This window comes from Streptomyces nigrescens (assembly GCF_027626975.1).
Classification (GTDB): domain Bacteria; phylum Actinomycetota; class Actinomycetes; order Streptomycetales; family Streptomycetaceae; genus Streptomyces; species Streptomyces nigrescens.
In genome coordinates, this window is sequence record NZ_CP114203.1 from 8,823,350 (window position 1) to 8,848,500 (window position 25,151).

At 69.3% G+C, this 25,151-nt stretch carries 18 protein-coding genes and 1 pseudogene; 9 read left to right on the top strand and 10 right to left on the bottom strand.

The features are described from left to right. Nucleotides 1-306: 306 nt before the first annotated feature. From STRNI_RS38070 to mqnC, 4 genes are all read left to right on the top strand, one after another. Nucleotides 307-1,041 (top strand): VC0807 family protein, encoded by a 735-nt coding sequence (locus STRNI_RS38070; protein WP_277412886.1) that lies wholly within the window; start codon nt 307-309, stop codon nt 1,039-1,041. Nucleotides 1,042-1,325: 284 nt separating this feature from the next. Next, a complete protein-coding gene (locus STRNI_RS38075; RefSeq protein ID WP_266436814.1) occupies nt 1,326-2,096 on the top strand; it encodes a thioesterase II family protein in 771 nt (256 codons plus the stop codon). A 47-nt stretch (nt 2,097-2,143) separates the two neighbouring features. Next, the gene (locus STRNI_RS38080; protein WP_266436817.1) at nt 2,144-3,049 is read left to right on the top strand and encodes a menaquinone biosynthetic enzyme MqnA/MqnD family protein; all 906 of its coding nucleotides are present in this window, start codon (nt 2,144-2,146) and stop codon (nt 3,047-3,049) included. Nucleotides 3,050-3,094: 45 nt separating this feature from the next. Then, nucleotides 3,095-4,318, top strand: a complete 1,224-nt coding sequence (mqnC, locus tag STRNI_RS38085) for a cyclic dehypoxanthinyl futalosine synthase (RefSeq protein ID WP_159491397.1) — start codon at nt 3,095-3,097, stop codon at nt 4,316-4,318. A gap of 262 nt (nt 4,319-4,580) precedes the next feature. Here the strand turns inward: mqnC and STRNI_RS38090 are convergent, their stop codons facing one another. Together STRNI_RS38090 and mqnE are read right to left on the bottom strand one after the other, a co-directional pair. Then, the gene (locus tag STRNI_RS38090) at nt 4,581-4,886 is read right to left on the bottom strand and encodes a ferredoxin (RefSeq protein WP_093646038.1); all 306 of its coding nucleotides are present in this window, start codon (nt 4,884-4,886) and stop codon (nt 4,581-4,583) included. Nucleotides 4,887-4,965: 79 nt separating this feature from the next. After that, entirely contained in the window at nt 4,966-6,129 is a 1,164-nt protein-coding gene (gene mqnE / locus STRNI_RS38095; protein ID WP_159491399.1) for an aminofutalosine synthase MqnE, read from the bottom strand. A 366-nt stretch (nt 6,130-6,495) separates the two neighbouring features. Between mqnE and STRNI_RS38100 the strand changes: the two genes are divergently transcribed. Then, nucleotides 6,496-7,371 (top strand): 1,4-dihydroxy-6-naphtoate synthase, encoded by an 876-nt coding sequence (locus STRNI_RS38100; protein WP_109887054.1) that lies wholly within the window; start codon nt 6,496-6,498, stop codon nt 7,369-7,371. A gap of 73 nt (nt 7,372-7,444) precedes the next feature. Here the strand turns inward: STRNI_RS38100 and STRNI_RS38105 are convergent, their stop codons facing one another. From STRNI_RS38105 to STRNI_RS38115, 3 genes are all read right to left on the bottom strand, one after another. Next, entirely contained in the window at nt 7,445-8,527 is a 1,083-nt protein-coding gene (locus STRNI_RS38105) for a Gfo/Idh/MocA family protein (protein ID WP_277412887.1), read from the bottom strand. A gap of 120 nt (nt 8,528-8,647) precedes the next feature. Then, nucleotides 8,648-9,865 carry a cytochrome P450 gene (locus STRNI_RS38110; RefSeq protein WP_277412888.1) on the bottom strand — a complete coding sequence of 406 codons (1,218 nt, stop codon included), beginning with the start codon at nt 9,863-9,865 and terminating at the stop codon, nt 8,648-8,650. Between the two features lie 507 nt (nt 9,866-10,372). Further along, nucleotides 10,373-11,668 (bottom strand): AMP-binding protein, encoded by a 1,296-nt coding sequence (locus tag STRNI_RS38115; protein WP_277412889.1) that lies wholly within the window; start codon nt 11,666-11,668, stop codon nt 10,373-10,375. 660 nt (nt 11,669-12,328) lie between these two features. Between STRNI_RS38115 and STRNI_RS38120 the strand changes: the two genes are divergently transcribed. After that, nucleotides 12,329-13,441, top strand: a complete 1,113-nt coding sequence (locus STRNI_RS38120; RefSeq protein ID WP_277412890.1) for a glycosyltransferase — start codon at nt 12,329-12,331, stop codon at nt 13,439-13,441. Nucleotides 13,442-13,621: 180 nt separating this feature from the next. Here the strand turns inward: STRNI_RS38120 and STRNI_RS38125 are convergent, their stop codons facing one another. Then, entirely contained in the window at nt 13,622-14,452 is an 831-nt protein-coding gene (locus STRNI_RS38125) for a hypothetical protein (RefSeq protein ID WP_277412891.1), read from the bottom strand. Nucleotides 14,453-14,642: 190 nt separating this feature from the next. Here STRNI_RS38125 and STRNI_RS38130 point away from each other — a divergent pair. The 3 genes and pseudogenes from STRNI_RS38130 to STRNI_RS38140 all read left to right on the top strand — a co-directional run. After that, nucleotides 14,643-14,879 (top strand): annotated as a pseudogene (locus tag STRNI_RS38130) (transposase); the annotation flags it as partial. A gap of 750 nt (nt 14,880-15,629) precedes the next feature. Then, nucleotides 15,630-16,427 (top strand): hypothetical protein, encoded by a 798-nt coding sequence (locus tag STRNI_RS38135; RefSeq protein ID WP_277413399.1) that lies wholly within the window; start codon nt 15,630-15,632, stop codon nt 16,425-16,427. 556 nt (nt 16,428-16,983) lie between these two features. Further along, nucleotides 16,984-18,054, top strand: a complete 1,071-nt coding sequence (locus tag STRNI_RS38140) for a hypothetical protein (RefSeq protein ID WP_277412892.1) — start codon at nt 16,984-16,986, stop codon at nt 18,052-18,054. 271 nt (nt 18,055-18,325) lie between these two features. On the opposite strand, the gene STRNI_RS38145 is transcribed toward STRNI_RS38140, so the two are convergent. From STRNI_RS38145 to STRNI_RS38160, 4 genes are all read right to left on the bottom strand, one after another. Beyond that, nucleotides 18,326-19,477, bottom strand: coding sequence for a substrate-binding domain-containing protein (locus STRNI_RS38145; protein WP_277412893.1), 1,152 nt, complete (start codon nt 19,475-19,477; stop codon nt 18,326-18,328). 38 nt (nt 19,478-19,515) lie between these two features. Continuing rightward, entirely contained in the window at nt 19,516-20,556 is a 1,041-nt protein-coding gene (locus tag STRNI_RS38150) for an ABC transporter permease (protein WP_159491417.1), read from the bottom strand. Continuing rightward, entirely contained in the window at nt 20,553-22,091 is a 1,539-nt protein-coding gene (locus STRNI_RS38155; protein ID WP_277412894.1) for a sugar ABC transporter ATP-binding protein, read from the bottom strand. Before STRNI_RS38155 ends, STRNI_RS38150 begins: the two co-directional genes overlap by 4 nt. A gap of 174 nt (nt 22,092-22,265) precedes the next feature. After that, entirely contained in the window at nt 22,266-25,145 is a 2,880-nt protein-coding gene (locus STRNI_RS38160; RefSeq protein WP_277412895.1) for a SpoIIE family protein phosphatase, read from the bottom strand. Nucleotides 25,146-25,151: the final 6 nt, after the last annotated feature.

Below are 25,151 nucleotides of genomic sequence, written 5' to 3' on the forward strand. Positions count from 1 at the left end.
CTTAATGCCGGCGTCCCGGGGCACCGCGACTCCGGATCACAATTCTGGGAAATGCTCCAGAACCCGCGCGCCGGAGCCACTGTGCCGACGGGCCGGGTGACAAGCGCTGCGCCCCTGGTCAGCCCCGGCTGTACCGCCGCTGCCACTGCGGGGACGGGGCGCCCCGCCTGCTGGTCCGTGCGCGTTGTTGCTTGACTGCGCAACTCGGTAGGTATCAGGGTCGGTCGAGCTCCAGAGGCGCGGACTCCTCGGAGAGCTACCCGATCCGGCACGGGCGGGCGGCAACAGACGACTCAAGGAGCAGCGGTGGCTGCACTGCCTGAAGAGACCGAGTTGGCACAAGACAGCAATCGAAGGGAGGAGACCGCAGCCCGCCGGCAGTTCGCGTTGACGTTGCTCTGTGATGTCGTTCTTCCCGTCGGGCTCTACTACGCGCTGCGCAGCGCGGGCGCCGGCGAACTGGTGTCGCTGCTGATCAGCGCCGCCGCGCCGGCACTCAGCACCGGTTACTCCATCGTCAGACAGCGCAGGGTCGACAGCGTCGGCGTCTTCGTGCTCGCCATCCTCGTGCTCGCCGGGCTGGGTTCCCTGATTTCCGGCAGCCCGCGCCTGGCCTTGGCCAGAGGCGGCTGGTTCACCGGGCTGATCGCGCTGTGGATCCTCGGGACGCTGTACACCTCCCGTCCGTTCGCCTACCGGGCACTCAAGAGCTTGCTCCCGGGCAAGTCCGAGAAGCTGGAAGGGCATTGGCACGACGATCCGCAATTCCGCCGAATCTGGCGCGGCCTGACGGTGCTGTGGGGATGCGGGCTGCTGGTCGACGCGGCGCTCCGGGTGATCATGGCGTACGCCCTGCCCGTCGATTCCGTGCCGGCGCTCGACGGTGCGCTGTACTTCGTGACCTACCTCGTGCTGCAGGTGATCACGCACATCATCCTGCACAGGACCGGTGTGTTTCGCCAGCTCTTCCCTGGACGGGGGAAGAGGAAGTCGGCCGGATCACGGGCAGCAGCGGAGACCGAGCACAACGGGACGGCCTGAACGGGACGGCCTGAGAGGGGCAGACGCCCGGCCGGTGAACGGTCACAGCGCACCGCGCCGCGTGACCGCGCAGGCCCCGGGGCGCTCTGCCGCGCCACCGGTCCGGTTCCCCCACACCTGAGAACCGGGGAAACGCCCAGACTTCCGTCGCATCGGGCCGACAGGCCTTGTGCCGGGGGTCCGGGCCCACTGGATAGTGGCGGCAGCAAGTGTTTCCCGGTCCGCTCGGACGACGGTGCCGGCCGTGGCGCGGCCGGACCGGTCCACCGGAAAGGATCAGAACGATGAGTTCACCCACTGCGGACGACGGCCTGTGGTGCCGGCGCTTCCACCCTGCCCCGGACGCGGGCAGGCGCCTGGTGTGTTTCCCGCATGCCGGCGGTTCCGCGAGTTTCTACCATCCCGTCTCGGCCGCGCTCAGTCCCGGCGTGGACGTGATCGCCGTGCAGTACCCCGGGCGGCAGGACCGCCGCCGGGAACCGGCGATCGACGACATCCACCTCCTGGCGGACCGGATCGCCGAGGCGCTGGGAGCCTGGTCCGACCGGCCGTTGACCTTCTTCGGCCACAGCATGGGCGCGCTGGTGGCCTTCGAGGTGGCACGGCGGCTGGAGCGCGACGGGGACGGTCCCCTGCGGCTGTTCGCCTCCGGGCGCAGGGCGCCGTCCATGTACCGCGACGAGCAGGTGCACCGGCGGGACGACGACGGCATCGTCGCCGAGCTGCGGGCGATGAGCGGAACCGACGCGCGGGTCCTCGACGACGACGAGATGCTGCGGATGGTGCTGCCCGCGCTCCGCAGCGACTACAAGGCCGTCGAGACCTATCGGAGCGAGCCCGCGGCCGTAGTGCGCTGCCCTGTCACCGTGCTCGTCGGGGACGACGACCCCAAGACCACCCTCGACGAAGCCCGGTCCTGGGACGCGCACACCACCGGCGACTTCGATCTGCGGGTCTTTCCCGGCGGGCACTTCTACCTGGCCGACCGGCCGGAAGAGGTGATGACCGTGCTCAGCGACCACTTCACCTCTGCGGCTCTCCCTCACCATGCGTAAGGGCTGCCGCGCTGCCCCGACCGAGTCACCCTGGAGCCCTGACAGACATGTCTGAACCGCTACTCACCGCGTCGGCCACGCCCGCACCGCGCACCGGGCGACGGCCCAGGGTCGGTCATATCGACTTCCTCAACTGCCTGCCGCTGTTCTGGGGGCTGGCCAGAAGCGGCGGTCTGCTCGACCTGGACCTGAGGAAGGACAGCCCGGATGCGCTGAGCGACGCACTCGTCGCCGGCACGCTCGACATCGGGCCGATCAGCCTCCTCGAATTCCTCAAGCACGCCGACGATCTGGTGGCGCTGCCGGACATCGCCGTGGGCAGCGACGGCCCCGTGGAGTCCTGCCTGATCGTCAGTCAGGTCCCGCTGGACCAGCTGGACGGCGAACCCGTCGCACTCGGATCCACCAGCCGGACATCGGTCCGCCTCGCCGAGTTGCTCTTCGCGGAGTCGGTCGGTGTCCAGCCCGAATACTTCGTCTGCCCTCCGGACCTCGCGGCAATGATGAAGCAGGCACGAGCGGCCGTCGTCATCGGTGACGCCGCCCTGCGGGCCTCCCTGCACGACGCGCCCCGGCTCGGTCTGCAGGTGCACGACCTGGGGCGGATGTGGCGCGACCTGACCGGACTGCCCTTCGTCTTCGCCGTCTTCGCCGCCCGCAAGGACTTCCTCGCCAGGGAGCCGGAGACCGTCCACCGCGTACACGCCGATCTGCTGGCGTCCCGCGATCTGTCCCTCGCCGAGGTCAAGGAGGTCTGTGAACAGGCCGCCCGGTGGGAGGCGTTCGACGCCCGGACGCTGGAGCACTACTACACCACCGCCCTCGACTTCAGCCTCGGTGAGCGCCAGCTCGCCGGAATCGCGGAATTCGCCCGCAGGGTGGGCGGCGGACAGGCCGGCTTCCCGCCGGACGTCCGCGTCCAGCTGCTGGGCAGCGAAGCACTCAGCATGTGACCTCACCAGCAACAAGCCCGAAGCACACCCGGAAAGGCCGTCGACATGCCCCGACCGTCCGAAGCCACCGAGCGTGGCCTCCAGTCCGTACTGGACCGTGCCGCCGAGGGCGGCAGGGTGACCCCCGAAGAGGCGCTGGATCTCTATCGATTCGCTCCGCTGCACGCGCTGGGCAGTGCGGCCGACACGATCCGTCGCCGCCGTTACGCCGGTACCGAGCACATCGCGACGTACATCATCGAGCGCAACATCAACTACACCAATGTGTGCGTGACGGCCTGCAGGTTCTGTGCCTTCTACGCCGCGCCCAAGGACACCGCCAAGGGCTGGACCCGCGACCTCGACGACATCCTGCGCCGCTGTGCGGAGACCGTCGAACTGGGCGGCACCCAGATCATGTTCCAGGGCGGCCATCACCCGGACTACGGCGTCGAGTATTACGAAGAGCACTTCTCCGCCATCAAGAAGGCCTTCCCGCAGCTGGTCATCCACTCCCTCGGCGCCTCCGAGGTCGAGCACATGGCCCGGATCTCCAAGGTGTCCGTCGAGGAGGCGATCCAGCGCATCCACGCCGCCGGCCTCGACTCCTTCGCGGGCGCCGGCGCCGAGCTGCTGCCGGCGCGCCCCCGTAAGGCCATCGCTCCGCTGAAGGAGTCCGGTGAGCGCTGGCTGGAGATCATGGAGGCGGCCCACGAGCTGGGTGTGGAGTCGACCTCCACGATGCTGATGGGCACCGGCGAGACCAACGCCGAGCGGATCGAGCACATCCGCATGATCCGCGACGTCCAGGACCGCTCCAAGGGCTTCCGCGCCTTCATCCCGTACACCTACCAGCCGGAGAACAACCACCTGAAGGGCCAGACCCAGGCGACGGTCTTCGAGTATCTGCGCATGCTCGCCATTGCGCGGATCTTCCTGGACAACGTCCCGCACATCCAGGGGTCCTGGCTGACCACCGGTAAGGAGGCCGGACAGCTTTCCCTGCACTACGGCGCCGACGACCTCGGCTCGGTGATGCTGGAGGAGAACGTGGTCTCCTCGGCCGGCGCCAAGCACCGCTCGGACCGTATGGAACTGCTGCAGCTGATCCGGTCGGCCGATCGGGTCCCGGCGCAGCGCGACACGACCTACGAGCACCTGGTCGTGCACGACGACCCGGCCAACGACCCGGTAGACGACCATGTCGTCTCCCACTTGTCCTCCACAGCCCTGGACGGCCTGGACGACGCGAGGAGCCACCCCGAGCTGAAGGTGATCGGGGCGAGCTGACCGGCTCAGCCTTCCTCGCCACTCGTCCCACAGCCCCTCCCACGCGGTGACCGGATCACTCGGCTGATCCGGTCACCGCTGTGCTGTGCACGGAGACCCCGGCGGCGCGGCCCCCAGGCCGAAGAACCCATGCCGACCGGACCCATGCCGACCGGACCCATGCCGACCGGCCCATGCCGACAGGCCGGTTCCCGAAAGCACCTTCCGGGAACCGGCCTGTTCGCTGCGTGTCCTGCGTGTCCTGCGGGCCCGCCGGCCGCGGTCAGGCCGACTCGGCCTCCGGCCCGTAGACCTCCACCGCGTCCTTGACGCGCCGTACGTGAATGCAGTCGCCCGGGCACTCCTTGGCCGAGTCCGCGACATCCCGGATCAGATCCAGGGGCAGCGGCACGGTCGCCCGGGGCTCCTGGCGCAACTCGTCGTCCTCACCCTTCACATAGGCGAGACCGTCGATGTCCAGCTCGAAGACCTCCGGCACGTACTCCACGCAGATGCCGTCTCCGGTGCACAGGTCCTGGTCGATCCAGACCTCGAGTTCGTCGTCGTTCACGTTCGCGTTGGTGGACATACCGCCTGCCTGCCGATCGTGGTCTTGGTCTTGGTCTTGGTCTGTGGTTCGGGTGCTCGGGTGCTCGGGCCGGTGGGCCTCAGACCCGCATGGGCTGCGGGGATTCGCGGCGGTCCGGGTCCGGGCCCGGGTACTCGCGGATGGTCTCGTAGCGGGTGTTGCGCTCGACGGGGCGGAAGCCGGCGTCCCGGATCAGTTCGAGAATGTCCTCGCGGGTCAGCTTGTCCGGTGTGCCGAAGTCATCCGCGTCATGCGTGATCTTGTACTCGACCACCGAGCCGTCCATGTCGTCCGCGCCGTGGTTCAGGGCGAGTTGGGCCGTGGAGACCCCGTGCATGACCCAGAAGACCTTGACGTGCGGGACGTTGTCGAAGAGGAGGCGGGAGACCGCGAAGGTCTTCAGCGCCTCAGCGCCCGATGCCATGGTGGTCCGGGCCTGGAGCTTGTTGCGGACCTTGCCGTCCTGCATGTCGACGAAGTCGTGCTGGTAGCGCAGCGGGATGAAGACCTGGAAGCCGCCGGTCTCGTCCTGGAGCTCACGCAGGCGCAGCACGTGGTCGACGCGGTGGCGGGGCTCCTCGATGTGCCCGTAGAGCATCGTCGAGGGGGTCTTGAGGCCCTTCTCGTGGGCGAGGCGGTGGATGCGCGACCAGTCTTCCCAGTGGGTGCGGTGGTCGACGATGTGCTGCCGGACCTCCCAGTCGAAGATCTCGGCGCCGCCGCCGGTCAGCGACTCCAGGCCGGCGTCGATCAGCTCGTCGAGGATCTCGGAGGCGGTCAGCCCGGAGATGGTCTCGAAGTGGTGGATCTCGGTGGCGGTGAAGGCCTTGAGGGAGACGTTCGGCAGGGCCTTCTTCAGCTCGCTGAGCGAGCGGGGGTAGTAGCGCCACGGCAGGGTCGGGTGCAGGCCGTTGACGATGTGCAGCTCGGTGAGGTTGTCGTTCTCCATCGCCTTGGCGAGGCGGACGGCCTCCTCGATGCGCATCGTGTACGCGTCCTTCTCACCCGGCTTGCGCTGGAAGGAGCAGTAGGCGCACGACGCGGTGCACACATTCGTCATATTGAGATGACGGTTGACGTTGAAGTGCACGACATCGCCGTTCTTGCGCGTCCGCACCTCATGAGCCAGCCCGCCCAGCCATGCCAGATCGTCACACCCGTAGAGGGCGATACCGTCCTCGCGGGACAGCCGCTCTCCCGCACGGACCTTCTCCTCCAGCTCACGCTTGAGTCCTGCGTCCATCCCCAACTACCTTCCTCAGTGCTTGACCCTTGCTGAAAAGTGCTCTCAGGCGCTGATGGCATCGCCTCAGTGGATTCCTTCGGGAGCCGCCCGGGAGACCTGCAACGGCTGCACATTCGCCACTCCTCGCAGGGCCGGTCGGACGAGGTGAAGGAAGGCGCGCGCGGATCTGCGGGAGCCGGTCTGCCGCCCGTGTCACCAGGCCGGACCGGCACAGGGGTGACAGTCCGACACGGCAACGCCGACGGCCCCTCTCATACTCGCCGAGGCCACTGTGGGGAAATCCCCATATCTACAACGGGTTTGCTGGTAAGTACGGCGCCGGAACCCCGCGCCGACAGCCCGAACGAGCCCCGGAGGGGACCCATGGCCCAGCGGCTGACGATCGCGCACTCACCGTGCCCCAACGACACCTTCGCGTTCCACGCCTGGACACACGGGTTGCTCCCGGAGGCCCCCGGACTCGCGGTGACCATCGCGGACATCGACGTCACCAACGGCCTCGCGGAACGCGGCGGTGCGGATCTGCTCAAGATCTCCTATGCCTCCTTGCCGTATGTGCTCGACGAGTACGTGCTGCTGCCGTGCGGCGGCGCACTGGGCCATGGCTGCGGGCCACTGGTCCTCACCCGGTCCGAGGACGGCCCGGCCGGCTCCGGCCCGGAGTGGCTGGCGGGGCGGCGCGTGGCGGTGCCCGGCGTGCGCTCGACCGCGTATCTGCTGTTCCGCCTGTGGGCGGCGCGGGCCGTGCCGGGCGGAGTGGGGGACATCGTGGTGCTGCCCTTCCACGAGATCATGCCCGCGGTCCGGGACGGCGAGGTGGACGCGGGGCTCGTCATCCACGAGGCCCGCTTCACCTACCAGCACTACGGGCTGCACCGCCTCGCCGACATGGGCGAGGAGTGGGAGGCCGGCACCGGCCGGCCGATCCCGCTCGGGGCGATCGTCGCCAGAAGGGCCCTCGGAGAGGAACAGCTGGGAGCGGTGGCCCGCGCTGCCGCCGACTCCGTCCGCTTCGCCTGGGCCAACCCGTCGGCATCCCGTCCCTATGTCCTTGAACATGCCCAGGAGATGGCCCCGGACGTGATCGAGCAGCACATCGGGCTGTATGTGAACGACTACACCGCCGACCTCGGCGAGGACGGATACGCGGCGGTGCGGGAGCTGCTCGGCAGGGCCGCCGCCGAGGGCCTCGTCCCGGCCGTCACCCCCGGCGCACTGGACTTCCCGGGCGCCCGCTAGGCAGCGTCTGCAGAGATTTCGTGTGGTGGATCGGGTGATACCTGGTGTCACAGCGGGGCCCCTGCCCGGTCCGCTACCCCTCGACGGTCACGCGCACGGCCTGCGCGCGGACCGCATCGACCAGTTCCATCATGGCGACCGCGTCCTGCCGCCACCGGGCCTCCCGGGGCGAGGCCGCAGCGCCACCGGCGGTCACGGCCGCGGCGAACCCGGCGAGCGACGCGGTCAGCTGGTCCGCCGCCGGGAGCGTGAATTTCTCGACATGGTCCTGTTCCTCCAGCACCAGCACCGGCTGGTACGCGGCCGGCGGGGTGAACGCCCGTCCCACCGTGAGCTTCGCGCCCTCGCCCCACAGGGAGTAGGACGAACCGTAGGCGTGCTCGAAGCCGAACTCGACGCTCGCCAGTACGCCGGACGGCGACACCAACAGCGCCTGGCCCGACAGATCGAGCCCGTCGGACTGCCGCACCCGCGCCGTGGCGCCCGCCACCCGCAGCCCGGGGCCCAGCAGCATCGCGGCCGCCCGCAGCGGATACACCCCCGCATCAAGGAGCGCCCCGCCACCGAGACCGGGCACATACCGGATGTCCTCCGTGGGCAACGGTGGGAAGCAGAAGGCACCGCGGAAGGAGCGCAGTCCTCCGAGCCGCCCCTCGGCGATCAGGGCCGCGACCGCGTCATGCTGCGGATGGTGCAGGAACATGAAGTTCTCCCGCAGCACCAGGTCACGGTCCTCGGCCAGCCTCACCACAGCACGGGCCTCGGCGGCCGTTGTGGCGATCGGCTTCTCGACCAGTACGTGCTTGCCCGCATGCAGCGCCCGGGCCGCCCATTCGCCGTGCAGTGACGGCGGCAGGGAGATGTAGACGGCGTCGATGTCGTCGCGTTCCAGGAGTGCTGCCATGGAGGAGCCGGCGCAGCCGAACCGGTCGGCGAACCGCTGCGAGCGCTCCGGGCTGCGGCCGCCCACCGCGACGAGTTCGGTCTGCGGGCAGGCCGTCATCGCCGGCAGCACACGTCGCCCTCCGAAGGACGAGGTACCCAACGCGCCGAAGCGCACCGGTCTGGCCGCGGCGGTGTCCACGGCCTCACGGTCGGGAACCGGGCCGCTATGTGCGGACAGCGACTGTGGGGGAGTGCTTCGCCGGGTGGGCATGGAGTCATCCAATGGAATTCCTCGGATACGGAGGCGGGGAGGTCTGCCACCACCCCGGTGATCGATGGGCGGCCGGTGGCCACGGGACGGCGGGCCCGCCCGACAAGCCGGCCCGGGGAATCAGCCCCAGGTCACAGGCAGTTCGTACACGCCGTAGTGCATCGCGGTCTCCCGCAGCGGCACCTGCTCGGCGGGCATCGCGAGCCGCAGATCCGGAAAGCGGTCGAACAGCTTCTGGAATCCGATGCGCAGCGATGCCCTCGCGAGGTGCTGCCCCAGGCACTGGTGGATCCCGAATCCGAAGGCCAGATGCCGGCGCGACGGGCGGTCGATGTCGAACTCGTCGGCGTTCTCGAAGTACCGCGGATCGCGGTTGGCCGACGGCAGCGACAGCACCACCGTCTGGCCGGCCTTGATGGTCCTGCCGTCGATCTCGACATCCTCCAGCGCCACCCGGCTCGCCCCGAAGTGAGAGATCGTCAGATAGCGCAGCAGCTCCTCGACGGTGCTCTCCATCAGCTCCGGCCGCTCCCGCACCTTAGCCAGCTGCTCGGGGTGCTCCAGCAGCGCGAAGGTGCCCAGCGCGAACATGTTGGGAGTGGTGTCCAGCGCACCGCCGATGGCGATCCAGGCGATGTTGAACATCTCCTGTTCGGTCAGCTCACCGGTCGCGATGAGCCGACCGAGCAGGTCATCAGTCGGATCGCCGGCGAACCGCTCGGCCATCATCCGCTCCAGCGTCGCATTGAGCTCGGAGTTGTGATGGATGAACTCGTCGAGGGTGTAGTTGATCCCCATGATGACGGAGAAGTGCTGAGCCAGGGCTGCCAGATCGCTCTCCGCCACCCCCATGATGGAGCAGGTGGACCTGGCGGAGATCTGCTCCGCGAAGACCTTCACCAGGTCCACCGGAGGCTCCATCGCGGCCATTTCGTCGAGCACACCGTCGATGATCCGTGCCAGCGTGGGCTCGTACTGCTGGATCTTGCGTACGGTGAAGAAGCCGGTCAGCAGCCGCCGGTACCGGGTGTGCTCCGGAGCGTCCATCCGCACGAAGTTGCCCGGCGCGGACGGCTCGGGGGAGTAGTCCTCCACGGGGAACGGCGGCGAGTGCACCAGCGCCAGCAGCTCGCTGCGGTGGCTGAAGCGCGGGTCCGTCATGATCTGGCGGATGTGATCGTGCCGGGTGACCAGCCAGCCGTTCTTCTCGCGCGGAGCCAGCTCGAATGTCACCGGGCTGATCGGGTCCTCCTCGCGCAGCCTGGCGTATTCGGCCGCCGGATCGAAAGGGCAGGTGCGTTTGTAGGGGATCACCGGCGCTTTCGGCTCGTGAACCATGACTCCTCCGTTGCTGTTGGTGGTCATTGGTGGGCGCCGCGCTCGGAGCCCGTGCGCAGCGGGGGCCGCACCGGGTTCGACGGGCGGCCGTCGCAGACCGAAGACTTTGGGCCGGTCCAGTCCGGTCGGGTCCAGTCCGGTCCGGTCCGGGAAGCGGGACGCTCGACGCCGTGCCACACACGGGCGGTGGCCGGTCGAGCATGAGGTCGAGGGCAGGTCCGCACTAGGAGGCGTGCCGGCGGCGCCCCAGGGCAGTAGTGAATGCCATGGCGACTCCCCTTTCGGTGTGGCCCGAGCCCGATGACAGCCACAGCCCAGCACGGACCGGTGAGAGGGAGCCAGCCCGGTGGGGGAACTCTAGGGAATTGCCAGTCAGGGACGGCTTGGTGGAGCGGTGCCGGGAGGGTGCCTTCGTGGCCCATCTGGCCGGGCGGTCCCCCGGGCCCAACGGACCTGCCGGAGCACTCCGGCGACGCCGGCCGTTTCCCGTGCATGCCCTGTGCGTACCTACGGGTTCCGGGGCCGTGCGGCGGATGACGGCACCGTGGACGGATCGCAGAATTCCAGCGTGCCGTCGTGTCTCCAGCGTCCCAGCCTGCCCGAAGCCAGCAGCGGCGCGGTGTCCCCGGCCAGGCATGCCCCGTCCGCGCTGCGAATGCCGGCGTAGGGCAAGGACGACCCCGTGGCACGGACTTCACCGGTCTGTCCGGTCGGTACGGGGCTGCCGTCCGGGGCCACCACCTGCACATGGACGCCGGGCAACGGACGGCTCGCTCCTGGATACTCCGGCCCGGGTTTGCCGGGGCTGAATTCCTGGATCGTCCAGGGCATGGCGCCGTCCGCGGGGGCGAACTCCACCCACAGCGGCGCCCGGGGCAGCACCTCGAAGTGCCGGTCGATCACCGTGCGCGGACAGGGGCCGCCGATCAGCACGGTCAGCCGCCGGGAATCCGGGTGGGAGGCCCCGGAGAGGGACTGCAGAAGCCGCGCGTATTCGTCCAGGCCGAAGACCGCTGCGGCATTGCGCTTCGGAGCCGGTGAGCAGGTGGCACCGCCGTAGCGGGACGGCACATGGAGCGTGCCTCCGCAGGCGAACGCCCACCACATCGCGGGCAGTGTCGTCGTGCGGACGGGAGGATGGTGCACGATCACCCCGTCGTGCGCCCCGCCGACCCGGCGGATCCTTGCGGCCAGCGTCTGCTGCCATGCGCGATGGTCGGTCAGATAGCCGCTGACCCCCTGGCGGTCCGCATCGGAGACCAGCAGGTAGGCGGCTTCGGTGTGTCCGGAACGCGGCAGCGAGCGGTCCGGCCGCTCGGCGGCGATCGTGCTCCAGGTGGCCGGGTCGTCCAGCACCCAGGACATGAGGCGGTAGCTCCACACCGGCCGGGTCACGGTGCTGCACAGCACCACCCGGGCCCCGCTGATCTCAGTGATCCGGTCGAGCCGCGCACCGCGCAACGCCGAGGGGAGGGGTACACACACCCCTCCGGCCTTCAGCACCGCAAGCTGGGCCACCACCGCCTGCCGGTGGTCGGCGCAGTGGACGATCACCGGGTCGCCCAACTGCACTCCGCCGCGGACCAGCGCCGACGCCAACTGTACGGCCCGGTTTTCGGCTTCGCCGTAGAACAGGTGGTGCTGCCCTTCCTGGACGGCTCTGGCCATCGGGAACTTGCCGGCAGTGCTGGTGAACAGGCCGTCAAGGGTGAGCGGCAGGGGCTGCGGAAGCCGCCGCCGGTCCGCCCTCGGCTCCACGTGTCCGGCCCTGCTGCCGTCGGACAGTGTCTGTTGAGCGACCACTTCGTCCCTCTTTCGTGTCGGCCCCCACGAAGAACATCCGAGTGACCTCCGCGGAAATCCTGATGCGCAGTCGTGGCTCGACCCGGTCATGTGCCTTCACAGCAGAGGCCGGGAGGGGGAGCTGCTGTCGGCCGCGGTGGGAACGGACGGGCCGGCGCGACCGCGGACGAACCGCCTTCCGGACATCGGGGCAGGCGCCCGCGTCAGCAGCAGCCTTCCCACCGGGACGAACCCTCGCCCGACCGACAGCTTCACCGCACCCTTTGAAGGCCGACAAGGCCGATGGGACGGAACTAGGAGAATTGCTGGTAGTCCGGCCACGCCCGGCGTTCCTTTTCAGCGTTCCAGGGGACGCGTATATCTGCTGGTCAGGGCTGGTTCAGACGTTCCCGTATCCCGAACTGCCCCTCGCTGGTGGCGGCTGGGACGGATCATGCCGCAGGCTCGAACCGCCTCGGCAACGCAACAGCCGGACCACCGAGGCACGTAACAGCACAGCACAGCACGGCACGGCACGGCACGGCACAGCACGGCACGGCACAGCACGGCCGAAGCGGCCGAAGGCTGCTGCCCCGCCCGGGCGTTGACCCGATGAGAAGAGCTTGGAGCGCCTTGGTGGCCTTACGGATAGCGATCACCGCTGAACCGATACCTTCACATGTGTCCGCGCTGGACTACGTCACCTGCCCGGCCCATGAACAGGGCCACCAGGTCACGCTCCACGCCCCCCTCATGTTCCGCAGCGAAGCCCGGCGACGCGGGGTGGAGTTCTCCGGCGCCGGTACGAACTGGACGTGCGATCCCCTCGTTCAGCAGGCGGCGAGCGAGGTCTGGCAGAGGCACGGAAACGCCTCCTTCAACCGGTACGTCTTCGGCCACCTCTGGCCCGGACAGGCCGAGGCGAAGGCCCATGACCTGCTCACCGCGTGGACACAGGAGCGGCCCGATCTGGTGATCGCCGAGTGCAGCGACCTCGGCGCGCACCTCGCGGCCAGAGCCTTGCAACTGCCCCTGCTCGCAGCGGACAACGGCCTCGGCCCGGTGCTCCTGGATCTCTGGGACACCCACATCGCGCCCGTGCTGCTTCCCCTCTACAAGCAGCACGAGCAGGACACACCCACGCTCCCCCCGATGCTCACCCCGGCGCCGGTCCACTGGTTCTACGAGACGCCCCCGCCCTCGGCGCGCGCGGTCCGACGCACCGTCGCGGACTTCCGCACCGCCCTCCCCGAGTGGCTGGACCGCGCCCCCTCCCTCCGCCCGTCGCGTCCGCTCGTCTACGTGAGTCTCGGCACCCTGACCACCGCGATGTCCGGTCTGCGTACCGCCGTCGGGAACGTCTACCAGGAGATCATGGCTGCACTCCGCGCCATCGACTGCGATGCGATCGTGTCCGCGGGAGACCTCGCGCAGCACCTGCCGAGCGCGAGCCCTCACATCAAGGTCGTCAAGCACGCCCCGCAGCCCGCGCTCCTGCACCGGGCCGACCTGTTCGTGACCCACGGAGGCCGGGCGTCCCTGCTCGACGCGGTGCAGGGCACAACGCCCGTCCTGGGCCTGGGTGTTCTCGCCGACCAGCCCGACAACGCCGCCGCGTTCACCCGCAGCGGCCTGGGCCGGTCGCTGGACCTCACGGCGAGACACGACGAAATCGCCGACGCCCTGACGGATCTCCTGGACACCCCGCGCTACGGCGCCGCCATGAGCGCGGCCTGTGCCGAGCTGTCTCAGCTGCCGCCCCTGGACCTCACGGAAATACGGGACAGCCTCTAGGGCGTGGTTTGAATGTGCTGCTCACAGCCACTCGTTGATGGCCGCTACGGTCAGTGTGGCCTCTTAGTTGGACTGCGAGTTTGTCGAATCTGGCAGTAACAGCCCGGTTGCACTTGAGGCGGTTGATGCCGCACTCGCCTCCGTGCCATGGGTGGTGTACTGGCGGGTTTGTTGCCGAGGTCATGAAGGGGTGAGCGGAAGCTCGTAGTCCATGGTGCGTGCGGTGATGCGCAGTCCGGCCAGCGGCAGTGCTTGGCGTACCGAGGCGTCGTCGAATTCCCAGATGGTCAGTTCGGTGACCTCGGGGTGGTCGCGCCGCAGGCGTGTGACGAGTTCCGCGATGAGCGCGGCGAGCGCGCGTGGCTCGGCGTTCTTGTGGCGGATCGACTCCCCGGCATTGATGTGGGCCGCGTGCCCGTCGATGAAGGCCGAGACTTCTGCATCCGCCGTCGCCAGGGTGAGGTGCGCGGGCAGTTGGTGGACTTGCACATCGGGCAGCCCAGCAGGGGGCTGCCATGTGGCTGGCTCGGTGCTCCAGTAACGGGCGCATTCGCCGTGTCCGTTCGCGTTCAGCGCGGTCGCCGCCTGGCCGTCGGGCCCGGTGTCCTGACCGGTCCACCGCAGGGTGCGGTAGCCGGCGGCGCGGGCCTCGTCCGCGGCCCGGCGGTACAGGCCCGTGACCATCTCGAACTCCTCGGCGGTCGGCGGGAGCAGGTCGTAGTAGCCGGTTTTGAGACGGCGGACCTGGCGTGGCACGTACGTTGCCTGCACTCGCGCAACCCGCTCGTGGTCCGGGTCCTCGTATACCCATGCCCAACCCAGCAGCGCCCCGTCGCGGCGGGCCGCGACCGCGCCGACGGTACGGGGCCGGCCCTGGCCGCCGGTTGGCTCGGGCTCGGGCTCGTCGTCCGCCGTGTAGGGGGGCCCGCCGGCCACCGCGTACATTTCTCCGCTCACGTGCTCGCCCGCATCCGGCCGGCCGTCCCACTCAAAGAACAGTTCGGAATTCATGTCCGAAGGGTACGACCGCACGACCGACGGACCGCGACAACCGCCGCAGCCGACCCGGCCACCTTCGTCACAGCTCCGTGCCTGACTGCCACATCCCCCGAAGCCGATCACGGTTCGCGATCCTTTTCCTATGGTTCGCGGCGATTTGACGGGCACTCAGTGGACGCTTTTGGAACCGTTGCTGCCGGTCATGAAGAAGCCGGGGAGGCCGCCGAAGTGGACGAAACGCCAGCTCATCGACGGGATACGGTGGCGCACGCGGGCCGGGGTGCCGTGGCGGGATGTGCCCGAGCGGTACGGCGCCTGGCAGACCGTGTACGGGCCGTTCCGCCGTTGGCAGCGGGACGGCACGTGGAAGCGGATCCTTGCTGACTTGCAGGCCGACGCGGACGCGAAGGGACTGATCGACTGGGATGTCTCGGTGGACTCCAGCCTCGCCCGGGCCCACCAGCACGCCGCAGGGGCCCGGAAAAGGGGGGGCCTGCAGAAGGAGCCCCCGGGCGGCGTCGAGACCGAGCCGGACCATCACGGGCTCGGACGCTCGCAAGAGCGTCCGGGCGTACGAGGATTCTCTCGGCCTGACGCTGTTCGAGGCGGCGTTCTGCTTCAGATGCCACGAGGTCCGCATGCACGGAACGGCCGTGCCACCCGCGCTGGCCACGCAGTTCTTCGACGCGGACGCCCCGCCGGCCCAGGCCCTCCTGGCCCTCTTCCGCGCGGCGGCCCCGTAGCCGACCGACCCTGCCGCGCTCAGTCACACCGCTGTGGTGGGTGTCCTGTGACAACGAAGGTTGAGCAGTGTCAGCGGAGGCTGAGTGGCGGCAGTTCGCTTCTGTGGCGGTTACCGGGCGGGTCAGGCGACGGTCGACCCACCACTTTTGATCTCATTTCCCGAACGGGCCGGCATCGAACTGGGCGCCAATTGCCTGACCTGCACGGTTTACACGTCCTTGGTGTGTCAGCTTCGAGGCCGGGACGAAATGGCCAGGTGAAGGGACGGGCGACAGTGGGATTACGCAAGGGCAGGTGGGGAATGGCGCTCACCGCAGTCGCGGCGGCGGCCGCTGGGGTCGTGCTGCTCGGACCCGGTGCCGCGGGGCCCGGATCCGGTCCGAAGGCGTCGTTCGCGCTCCGTTCCCATGAACCGCAGGTGGTCGTGGGTGATTACGATGCGCCGGTGCCGCTCTTGACGCCCGCATTCAAGAACACCGGGCCCGAATCGGCCTCCCGCGGCGTCGTCCTGCGGGTCTCGGTCACCAACGCGGTGATTGACAACACCGCCCCTTCACACCGCAACTGCTACTACTCGGACGACTACCGCACAGCGTTCTGCGAGTTCCCGGGCGCCGTGCCCGTGGGAGCCGCGTTCGAGACGACCGAGCCGATCGCGGAGCGCATCAACGCCCAGTACCACGAGCTCGAAGCGACATACACATACGCCATGTGGCCGTTGGACAGTCCTTCACCGCACACCCCGGACTACAAGGCGCACTACCACCAGGGCACAGGTGACGCACTCGGCCTGAAGCCAACGACCCTCAGCGCCGGCAAGCGTGGCGGTGAGCTGCGCTTCCGCTGGAAGGCGTTGGAAGGGCCGGCGGACTGGTCTGCCGGCGCCATCACGATCCGCGGCAGGATCGGTGAAGAGGTCGAGGTGGACGTCCCGCAGCCCCAGAGCACACCGGGGCCCGGCCCGACACGGATGCGCATCGAACTCCCGCCTGGCACCACACTGGCCAAGCTCACACAGGAGGTGCGGGAATCAAAGCCTTCCGAAGTGGACTACTGCTCGCGGGATGACGAGGACGGGAACATCTACTGCACCAACGTCAACTGGAATGTCCTACGGGTGCGGATCGACCATCGGGTCGACGGCGGCGAGGGGCGGATCTCGGTGCCCGAGCCGTTCAACGGGGACACTGACCCAGCCAACAACTCCGCCCCGATCAAGGTTGAGATCACCGGCACCACATAGGCGGAACACGCCATGCCACGGCACAGCAATGGAGTCCAGGCTCACCACGCTCCAGTCGATCCGACCGTCCAGAAGGGTGGTCGGCAAGATCAACTTGCTGATCGACGCGGACATTCCGTCCTCCTGTAGAGGATGCTGCTGCGATAACCCTGAGTGCATCTGCCTACCGAAAGGCAGAGGAGGAAATCGTCGTGTTCTCAGCGGCCAGGGGTAGAAATCTATCGACCCGGGGCTGTTTGGTGGGTGGCCGGTGCCCATGCAGGCCCCTTTTCCGGAAACTTCGCTGACCGGTAAGTGGTACTTGCGGAGTAGGTCAGGCGGTAGATGTGCAGCGCGCCACGCTGGGTGCACAATGTCGACCCGGAGCAATGGAACAGATTGGCGCCAAGCGACGATCTGGGCACCTGACGTCGACCGTGCGGTAATGGCAAGCGGCGTGGTGATGAGAACCGGCTGGTATTCGCGCCCTGTTTCTGCGAAGGCTCGCACCACTCTGTGCGGGAGCCACAGCAATGCGGGTGGCTGAACACCTGCAGGAAGCAAGGGAGATAAAACCATGGCGAATTCATTGGCCACCCCACGCAGGGCGCCCTCCCGAAGAAGCAGGAACGCCGCGCCGGCCGCGGCCCTGCTGGTGGCAGCGGCCCTTGCGGGTATTGCGTCACCGGCCGTGGCGGCCGACGGCACCACCGAGGCGAAGCTGTACGCGTCCAACGAGGACGTCGAGAAGGAGATGGCAGATAAGGCGCCCGTCGCGGAGTCGGAAAGCGTGATGGGATATCCGAAGGGCCTGGAACGGGAAGGCAAGGGCAACCTCATTCCCGTCACTCAGGAGGATGTGAAGGCCAGGGTCAAGTACGAGCCCGCGCAGGCGCTGACGGACGCCAAAGCCGCGGCGAAGAAATGGTCGGAGAACACGGACAACAACTCCGACGCCAGGGAGATGATCAAGCAGCTGGCGGACTCGACCCTCACCGAACCCGATGTCATAGGCAAGGACACCCGAGACGACAACATCGCGACGGCCATGGCTGAGGTGAACTCCTCCGCGTCGTTCTGCGAAGGCGTCAACGCCGGCGGGCACCAGAACGGGGCCAAGGCCAATCCGTGCGTCTTCGTCGGCAAGTTCGATACGAAGGGGGACTCCAAGTGGCCCAAACTGAGCACCGGTGCCGCCCTCGCGGGCGGGGGCAAGAAGACCTACAAGACCTCGGAGCAGATCACCGACGAGAGCAGCACAACCGCAGGCTGGCAGGTGGGCGGAAAGTTCACGCCCAAGGTCAGCGTGGCTCCCGGAGGCGATGGCGGGAAGGGGGGAGAGCTCCCCATTGAGGGCAGCTTCACCTACAGCTTCTCCTCCACCACCCTGAACCGGAAAATGACCTCAACGGAGGAGAATTACGAGGCGACCTTCCCAGCCGACAAGTGGGGGGAACTGCAAGGCCGGCGCGCCGGCGCCTTCTACCTCGGCTACCTCTTGGTCGACTACAAGGCAGTTCCCGGGGCGCCCGGCACCCATCCGGAAAAGGAACACATCAAGGCCATTCCTGCCCGGGTCTTCGTCCAGTCCCCCAAGGCCGAAGTCCCGCTCGCGTACTTCAACATGCAAAAGCCCCAGGCGCAGTAGCCCCGGCCCGGCACCCGCAGACCGGCGGTTGACCGTCCGTGCCCACTGCGGCACCGGAGGTGCAAGGGCGCCGGGCACGCGACGTGGCGCCCTTCCACACACGCTCTCCATGGCCTGCTTCGGGCCGTGGGGAGCGTCTTCGGCCGTCGGCCGGTGCGATGCCGGTATGCGGTGGGCATTCGTGCCGTGGATCAGGTCGACGAGGTGGACGCACACGACGAGATCGTGGAGTGCACTCTGCGAGGGGCCTGAGTGTGGTGTGTCCCCGGGCCTACCTGCCCCAGATCTTCCGGTACGCCGCACGGTAGCCGGGCGGGTCCCAGGTCGTCTCCCCGCTGCTGTTGGCGGCCGTGGAGATGTGGACGGGGGCGACATAGCCGCTGGGGGACTCGCCGGAGAAGGCGCGGTTGAATTCGTCGAGGATCTGCCAGCCCTGCTGGGAGAGCGGTTCGGGAACGGTGGCTGCCTGGAATTGGCCGCTGTTGATGCGCTGGAAGGCGGAGGGATCGCCGTCGCCCGCGCCGATGTTGTAGGGGGCGCCGGCGCCTTTTTTGCGTGCTGCGCGCAGGGCCGGTGCGGCGTCGGCGAAGTACACGTCGTTGATGGCGATGGAGTAGGTCCATCTGTCCTGGAAGCGGGAGAGGAGCGAGGAGACCTGCTGGGGAGTGCGGCTGCTGGTGTCCGAGATCGGGATGTTCTCCTCGGCCAGCAGCCGCACCCCGGAGCAGGTGGCCAGTTCCTTCTTGATCAGTTCGGATTTGTTCCTGGCGAACGGGATGGAGGCATCCGTGAACACGACGGTTCCGGCGTGGCCGTGGGAGTGCGCGATGACCCAGTCCGCGCTGATCTTCGCTACGTCCTGGACGCGGGTGGTGATGTTGGTGAAGAGCTCGGGGTCCTTGCTCGGGCCGGGGGAGTCGACCGCATGCCAGCCGATGAGCGGAATGTGCAGGGCGTTGGCCTTGGCGACCTGCTGCGACGTCAGCTTGGGGTCGAAGCCGCCGATCACGATGCCCGAGGGCCGGAGGGCGAGGGCCTGGCTGAATGCCGCTTGGATCCCGGCGGGGGTGCCCTGGCCGTCGATCACCCGGACGTCCCAGCCGATGGCCTTCGCGGCGTCCCGCACCCCCTCGGCGGCGCCGGCGACACCGGGGTTGGTCATGGTCTGGGCGACGTAGACGATGCTTTTGCCGGGGACCGCCCGGGGGCCACGGGTGGGGCCGTGCCAGGCGGGGCGGTTCTTCATGGCCCGTTGTACGGCCGCCTCGGCGCCGGCCACTACGGCGGGGCAGCCGGCCTCGGCCGGCCCTGTCGCGGTGGGCCCGGCACCGGTCGAGGTGCCGCGCTCGCAGCCGGCGAGCACAGCGGTCACCACCGCTACGGCGACGGCGGTGCTCAGGGCGGACTTGCGGTGCGGCTGCACGGGCGCTCCTCGCGGAGGGACGACACGGTGGTGACACGTCACGAGGTGACTTCGGACAGGTCCTTGCGGGGGCGGGGCGGCTCCGCCCGTCGGTGGCGCAGCTGTCGGCGCGCGGCATAGCCGGCCATGCCGACGGCGAGGAGCAGGGTGGCGCCGTTGAACAGCGGGGTGACCCAGAACTGGGCACCGAACTGCCCGATACCAGCGAGGCCGATGGCGAGGATGACGACGGCGACCAGAGTGCCCAGCGCGTTCGGGCGGCCGGGTTTGATCGCGGTGGAGCCGAGCAGCGCACCGACGAAGGCGGGCAGCAGATAGTCCAGGCCGACGCTGGGGTTGCCGATGCGCTGCTGTGCGGCGAGCAGAACACCGGCGATACCGACGATCAGGCCCGAGCCGGCGAAGGCGTAGACGACATAGCGCCGGGTGGGGATGCCCAGCAGGTCGGCGGCGCGCGGGTTGGAGCCGATGACGTACAGGTACCGGCCGAGGGGCAGCCGTTCCAGGAGCAGCCACAGCACGGCGGTGAGGGCGAGCACGTAGAAGGCGGAAACCGGCAGGCCGAGGAACCGGGAGTCGTAGAGGTCGGTGAAGGCGGCCGGCAGGCCCTGGGGGCCGGGGACGATCCGGGCGCCGTTGGTGATCCAGCCGGTGAGGGCGTACAGGATGCTGCCGGTGCCGAGGGTGGCGATAAAAGAGTCGATCTTCGCGAATTCGACGACGACACCGTTGAAGGTGCCGACGACCGCACCGCCGAGGACCACCACGAGGCAGGCGAGCGGCCAGGGCCACGAGGCGTTGGCGATGAGCTGCATCGTCATCACGTGCGCGAGGCCGAGACCGTAGCCGATGGACAGGTCGAACTTGGCGGTGACGATGGGGATCATCGCGCCGAGCGCGAGGATGGCGGGGATCGACTGGTTGGACAGGATCTCGGAGATGTTGTCCAGGGTGGGAAAGGTGTCCGGCAGGGCGAGGGAGAAGGCCAGGAACAGCAGGGCCGTAAGGGCCAGGAGGCCGTAGGCGCCGACGAGGTGCCCCAGCCGGCGGACCGGCGGGGAATGCGGGGAGGGCGTCATGGTCTCCTCGTCTCCCCGGTGAGCGCGGCCATGGCCGAGGAGGCGTGGGCGAGTCCGGCGACCGTGAGGGCCTCCCCGCTCAGCTCCTCCGTCACCGCCCCGCGGACGAATACCAGGGCGCGATGGCACACCTGGGCGACCTCCTCGAAGTCGGTGGAGATGAGCAGTACGGCGAGGCCTTCGGCCAGCGCTTCCTGGAGCAGGCGGTAGACCGCCGTTTTGGCGCCGATGTCCACCCCGGCGGTCGGCTCTTCGAGGATCAGCAGACTGCGGTGTATCCGCAGCCACCGTCCGACCATGACCTTCTGCTGGTTGCCCCCGGACAGGGTGGCGATCGGCGCCTCGCTGTCCCGGGGGAACACCGAGAACCGCTCGGCCAGGGCCGTGGCCCCGGCCCGCTCGCGCCGGGGGCTGATCCAGTGAAAGGCCCGCAGCCCGTCCGCCCGGGGGTTGGCCAGGAAGTTCTCCCGTACGGTCAGTTCCGCGGCACAGCCCTCTTCCTGACGGTTGCTGGTCACGAAGCCGACGCCGGAGCCGACGGCGACGGTGACCGTGCCCGGTGTGTACGGCCGGCCGTTGAGCCGGACCCGTCCGCCGACGACGGGCCGGGCGCCGGCCAGGGCGCGGCCCAGTTCCATGTGGCCTGCGCCGGTGAGGCCCACCATGCCGAGGATCTCCCCGGTGCGCAGTTCCAGGCTGACCGGTGCGGTGTTCTCGGTCCGTACGCCGTCGAGGCTCAGCACCACCGAACCCGCGGCGGGGGCGCGTCGGAAGCCGACCGGTTCATGCCCCACGATGTCGTGCACCAGCCGCGCGGGGCTGTGGCCGGTGAGCGGGCCCTGGCTGATGAGGCGGCCGTCGCGGAGGACGGCGAACACCTCGGCGACCTTGTACACCTCGTCGAGCCGGTGGGTGACGTAGACGAGGGCGTGACCCTGGTCGCGCAGGGTGTGGAGCACCTCGAAGAGCCGGGCGCAGTCCGCCGCCGGGAGGCTGGCGGTCGGCTCGTCGAGGACGATGAGTTCGGCCCGGGTGGACAGTGCGCGGGCGATGGCCACCAAGGAGCGTTCGGCCCGCGGGAGGTCGGCGAGGACGGTGCGGGGGTCGAGGTGCGCGGCGACGATGCTGAGGGCCTCGGCGCACCGTTCGCGGGTCAGCCGCCAGGACAGCAGCCCGGCGCGGCGTGGGTAGCCGGTGCCCAGGGCGATGTTCTCGGCGACCGTCATCCACTCCACCAGCCCCAGGTCCTGGTGGATGAAGGACATGGTGCGGGCGGCCGCTTCGGTGCCGAGCGGGTGCCCGGCCACGGTCACCTCGCCCTCGTCCGCGTGGTGGACGCCCGCGAGCACCTTGATGAGGGTGGACTTTCCGGCACCGTTGGGACCGAGCAGGGCGAGGATGCTGCCGGAGTGGATGTCGAGGTCGACCGCGTCCAGCGCGAGTGTGCCGCCGAACCGCTTGCTGAGGCCGCGTATGCGGACGAGCGGCTCCAGGCCGTGGTGCGGGGGAGGGATTCGGTCAGGAGCGTCGTGCACAGACTTCTCCGGGGGTCGGCCTCGTGGTTCTTCCCGACTGAAAAGGACACTGATGCTGGGCGCTTCGCGGTGGTGGAGGCGCCGGGGCGTGCGGTCCTGACGAGGCGTGACCGGCCCGGTCGCCATATTTCCGCCATGCTAAGGCCCCCTTTGGCCTGGATGCCGGATGGGCTATCAGATGGCGGGAATGTCGTCGAAGTGCGCTTCGATGGCGCCGGGCTTTCCGCCAGGTGCCTCCAGTGCGCACTCGGCCCAGATGACCTTGCCGTCGGCGGTGTAGCGGGTGCCCCAGGCCTGAGCGAGCTGCGCGACGAGGAACAGACCGCGGCCGCCCTCGTCGGTGGTGGCCGCATGGCGCAGATGCGGGGCGGTGCTGCTGGTGTCGGAGACCTCGCAGATCAGCGTGCGGTCGTGGAGCAGGCGTACCTGGATGGGGCCGGTGCCGTAGCGGATGGCATTGGTGACCAGCTCGCTGAGCAGGAGTTCGGTGGCGAAGACGGCCTCGTCCAGCTCCCATTCGGCCAGTTGGCGGGTGACGGCCGCGCGGATGCCGGAGACGCGCGCGGGATCCGCGGCCACGTCCCACGTGGCGATCCGGTGCGGGGCCAGGACGCGGGTACGGGCGACGAGCAGGGCGATGTCGTCGGTGGGATGGTCGGGCACCACGGTCCGGAGAACGGCCTCACAGGTGTCCTCGGGCGAGCGGTCCGGGTGCGCCAGGGCTTGGCGCAGCCGGTCGAGAGCCCGGTCGAAATCGCGGTGGCGGTCCTGGATGAGCCCATCGGTGTAGAGGACGAGTTGACTGCCCTCGGCGAGGTGGAATGCGGCGGTTTCGAACGGGAGCCCGCCCAGGCCCAGCGGCGGGCCCGCGGGGAGGTCGGGGAAGGTCACGGTGCCGTCGGGGCGGACGATCGCGGGAGGGGGGTGGCCGGACCGGGCCATCACACACTGCTGGGAGGTCGGGTCGTAGATGGCGTACAGGCAGGTGGCGCCGATGATGCCGGGACTGCCCGCGGCCTCCGCGGTGTCCTCGTCCCGGTCGAGGCGCCCCACGAGATTGTCGAGATGGGTGAGGACCTCGTCCGGGCCGAGGTCCAGTTCGGCGAAGTTGCGCGCGGCGATGCGCAGTCGGCCCATGGTGGCGGCGGCATGCATCCCATGGCCGACGACATCCCCGACGATCAGGGCGATACGGGTGCCGGAGAGGGGAATGACATCGAACCAGTCCCCGCCGACACCGGACTCGGCAGGCATATAGCGGGAGGCGACCTCGACGGCGCTCTGCTCGGGGAAGCTGTGCGGCAGCAGGCTGCGCTGCAACGCCAGGACCATGGTGTGTTCACGGGTGTAACGGCGGGCGTTGTCAATGCAGATGGCCGCGCGCGTGGCGAGTTCCTGGGCCAGCGACCGGTCGTCGTCCCCGAAGGGCGCCGGATCCGCCGAGCGGTAGAAGCTCGCCACGCCCAGGGCGATCCCACGGGCGAGGAGGGGGACGGTGATGAGGGAGTGGACGTGGTGGTCGAGGAGGTCCTGGGCGTGCCCGGGATCCTGGGCGATCCACCCCGTGGCGGCCCGCAGGTCGGGCTCCAGGACCGGCTCCCCGGCGGCCAGACAGCGGAGCTGGGGCGTGGTCGGGCGGAGATCGACCGGTTCGCCGGCCGGGTAGAAGGGGCAGTCGTCGCGAATGCCGTGGACCACCGTGCGGTGGAGTCCGGAGCGAGGGTCGGTCGGCTCCTCACCGCGCAGCACCGCCGCGGGCAGGTCGATGGTGATGTAGTCCGCCAGGCGCGGCACGGCCATCTCGGCCAGCTCCTGGGCGGTACGGCTCACGTCCAGGGTGGTGCCGATGCGGGTGCTGGCCTCGGACAGCAGCTCCAGACGGCGCCGGGCCGCCACCGCGTACGTCCCCACCCCCGGCTCGCCCACCATCACCAGCCCGCTGGCCGCACTGCCGGGTGCGGTGCTTCCCGTGGCGCCGGGCCTGCCGGGAGTGCCGGGCTTGCGGGCCGTCGCGACCGCCCGGCCGGGTGCGGCGTCGGGAAGGCGCCCGGGCAGGGAGGTGGCGGGCGCGAGGACCTGCTCCGTGAGGGGGAGAGTGGGCGTCCCGGCTTCGGCGGGTACGGCCACCCGCTGGCGGGCCGAGGGCAGGACCGCTTCGATGACGATCCCCTCCACCCCGGAGGCACTCGTCACGGGGCGGCTCAGCAGGGTGACCCGCCGGCCGCCGGGCAGGGACACCTCGACGGCGGCCCGCTGGGCCGAGGTGATCAGTTCGGTGGCCTTCTCCTTGAGGATCATCTGGTCCCGCCAGTCCAGACCGCTCTCGGCGAGCTCGCGCAGCTGCCCGTTGCCGCTCGTCTCGTCGCCCGGCGCATGGCGCCTGGCGTCGAGGTAGGCCTGCAGCAAGGCCCGCTCCCGCGTCGAACTCTGCTCCAGCAGCCGCCGTTCGATGACGCCGGCGGCCTTGCGGATCACGGTGTTCAGCGCGGTGTCCGCGTCGGTGAGCGGAAAGCCGAGGCAGAGGACGCCCTCGATGCGCCCGCTGAGCAGGTCCCGGACGGGAATGGCCGCACAGGCACTGGACTGCGAGCGTTCGGCGAAGTGCTCGGCCCCGTAGACGTTGATCAGCTGCCGTTCCGCGAGCGCCAGCCCGATTCCGTTGGTCCCGCCGAACTGCTCGGCGAACACGAACCCCGGGACGCTCTGGATCGCGGCCAGATGTCTGACCAGAGAGGCTTCGCCGAAGCGGCGTTGCAGCACCGCGCCCCGTCCGTCGGCGAGCGACACATTCATGTTCCGGCCCGCGAACCGGGACTGCAGCCGGTCCAGTACGGGCACCGCGGCGCGGACGAGCCGGCCGTCCAGATCGAGATCCTGGCGGAAGGGCAGCTCGCAGCCATCCGGTGTGAGCCCCAGCGATCGGGAACGCTGCCACGAATTCAGGATCGGACTCCGGACGGCCCCCTCGACCGACCCCTCACGGAGGAACTGCTCACGGGCGCGTGCGGGACCGATGCCCTCTCCCGCCAGCCCCATCCCAATCACTTCCCACATGGGTGC

What these genes read in the sequence shown, in the direction of transcription:
- STRNI_RS38075 (WP_266436814.1), top strand. Translation starts at nt 1,326, where the DNA reads ATGAGTTCACCCACTGCGGACGACGGCCTGTGGTGCCGGCGCTTCCAC.
- STRNI_RS38080 (WP_266436817.1), top strand. Translation starts at nt 2,144, where the DNA reads ATGTCTGAACCGCTACTCACCGCGTCGGCCACGCCCGCACCGCGCACC.
- mqnC (WP_159491397.1), top strand. Translation starts at nt 3,095, where the DNA reads ATGCCCCGACCGTCCGAAGCCACCGAGCGTGGCCTCCAGTCCGTACTG.
- STRNI_RS38090 (WP_093646038.1), bottom strand. Translation starts at nt 4,886, where the DNA reads ATGTCCACCAACGCGAACGTGAACGACGACGAACTCGAGGTCTGGATC.
- mqnE (WP_159491399.1), bottom strand. Translation starts at nt 6,129, where the DNA reads ATGGACGCAGGACTCAAGCGTGAGCTGGAGGAGAAGGTCCGTGCGGGA.
- STRNI_RS38100 (WP_109887054.1), top strand. Translation starts at nt 6,496, where the DNA reads ATGGCCCAGCGGCTGACGATCGCGCACTCACCGTGCCCCAACGACACC.
- STRNI_RS38105 (WP_277412887.1), bottom strand. Translation starts at nt 8,527, where the DNA reads ATGCCCACCCGGCGAAGCACTCCCCCACAGTCGCTGTCCGCACATAGC.
- STRNI_RS38110 (WP_277412888.1), bottom strand. Translation starts at nt 9,865, where the DNA reads ATGGTTCACGAGCCGAAAGCGCCGGTGATCCCCTACAAACGCACCTGC.
- STRNI_RS38125 (WP_277412891.1), bottom strand. Translation starts at nt 14,452, where the DNA reads ATGAATTCCGAACTGTTCTTTGAGTGGGACGGCCGGCCGGATGCGGGC.
- STRNI_RS38140 (WP_277412892.1), top strand. Translation starts at nt 16,984, where the DNA reads ATGGCGAATTCATTGGCCACCCCACGCAGGGCGCCCTCCCGAAGAAGC.
- STRNI_RS38150 (WP_159491417.1), bottom strand. Translation starts at nt 20,556, where the DNA reads ATGACGCCCTCCCCGCATTCCCCGCCGGTCCGCCGGCTGGGGCACCTC.
- STRNI_RS38160 (WP_277412895.1), bottom strand. Translation starts at nt 25,145, where the DNA reads ATGTGGGAAGTGATTGGGATGGGGCTGGCGGGAGAGGGCATCGGTCCC.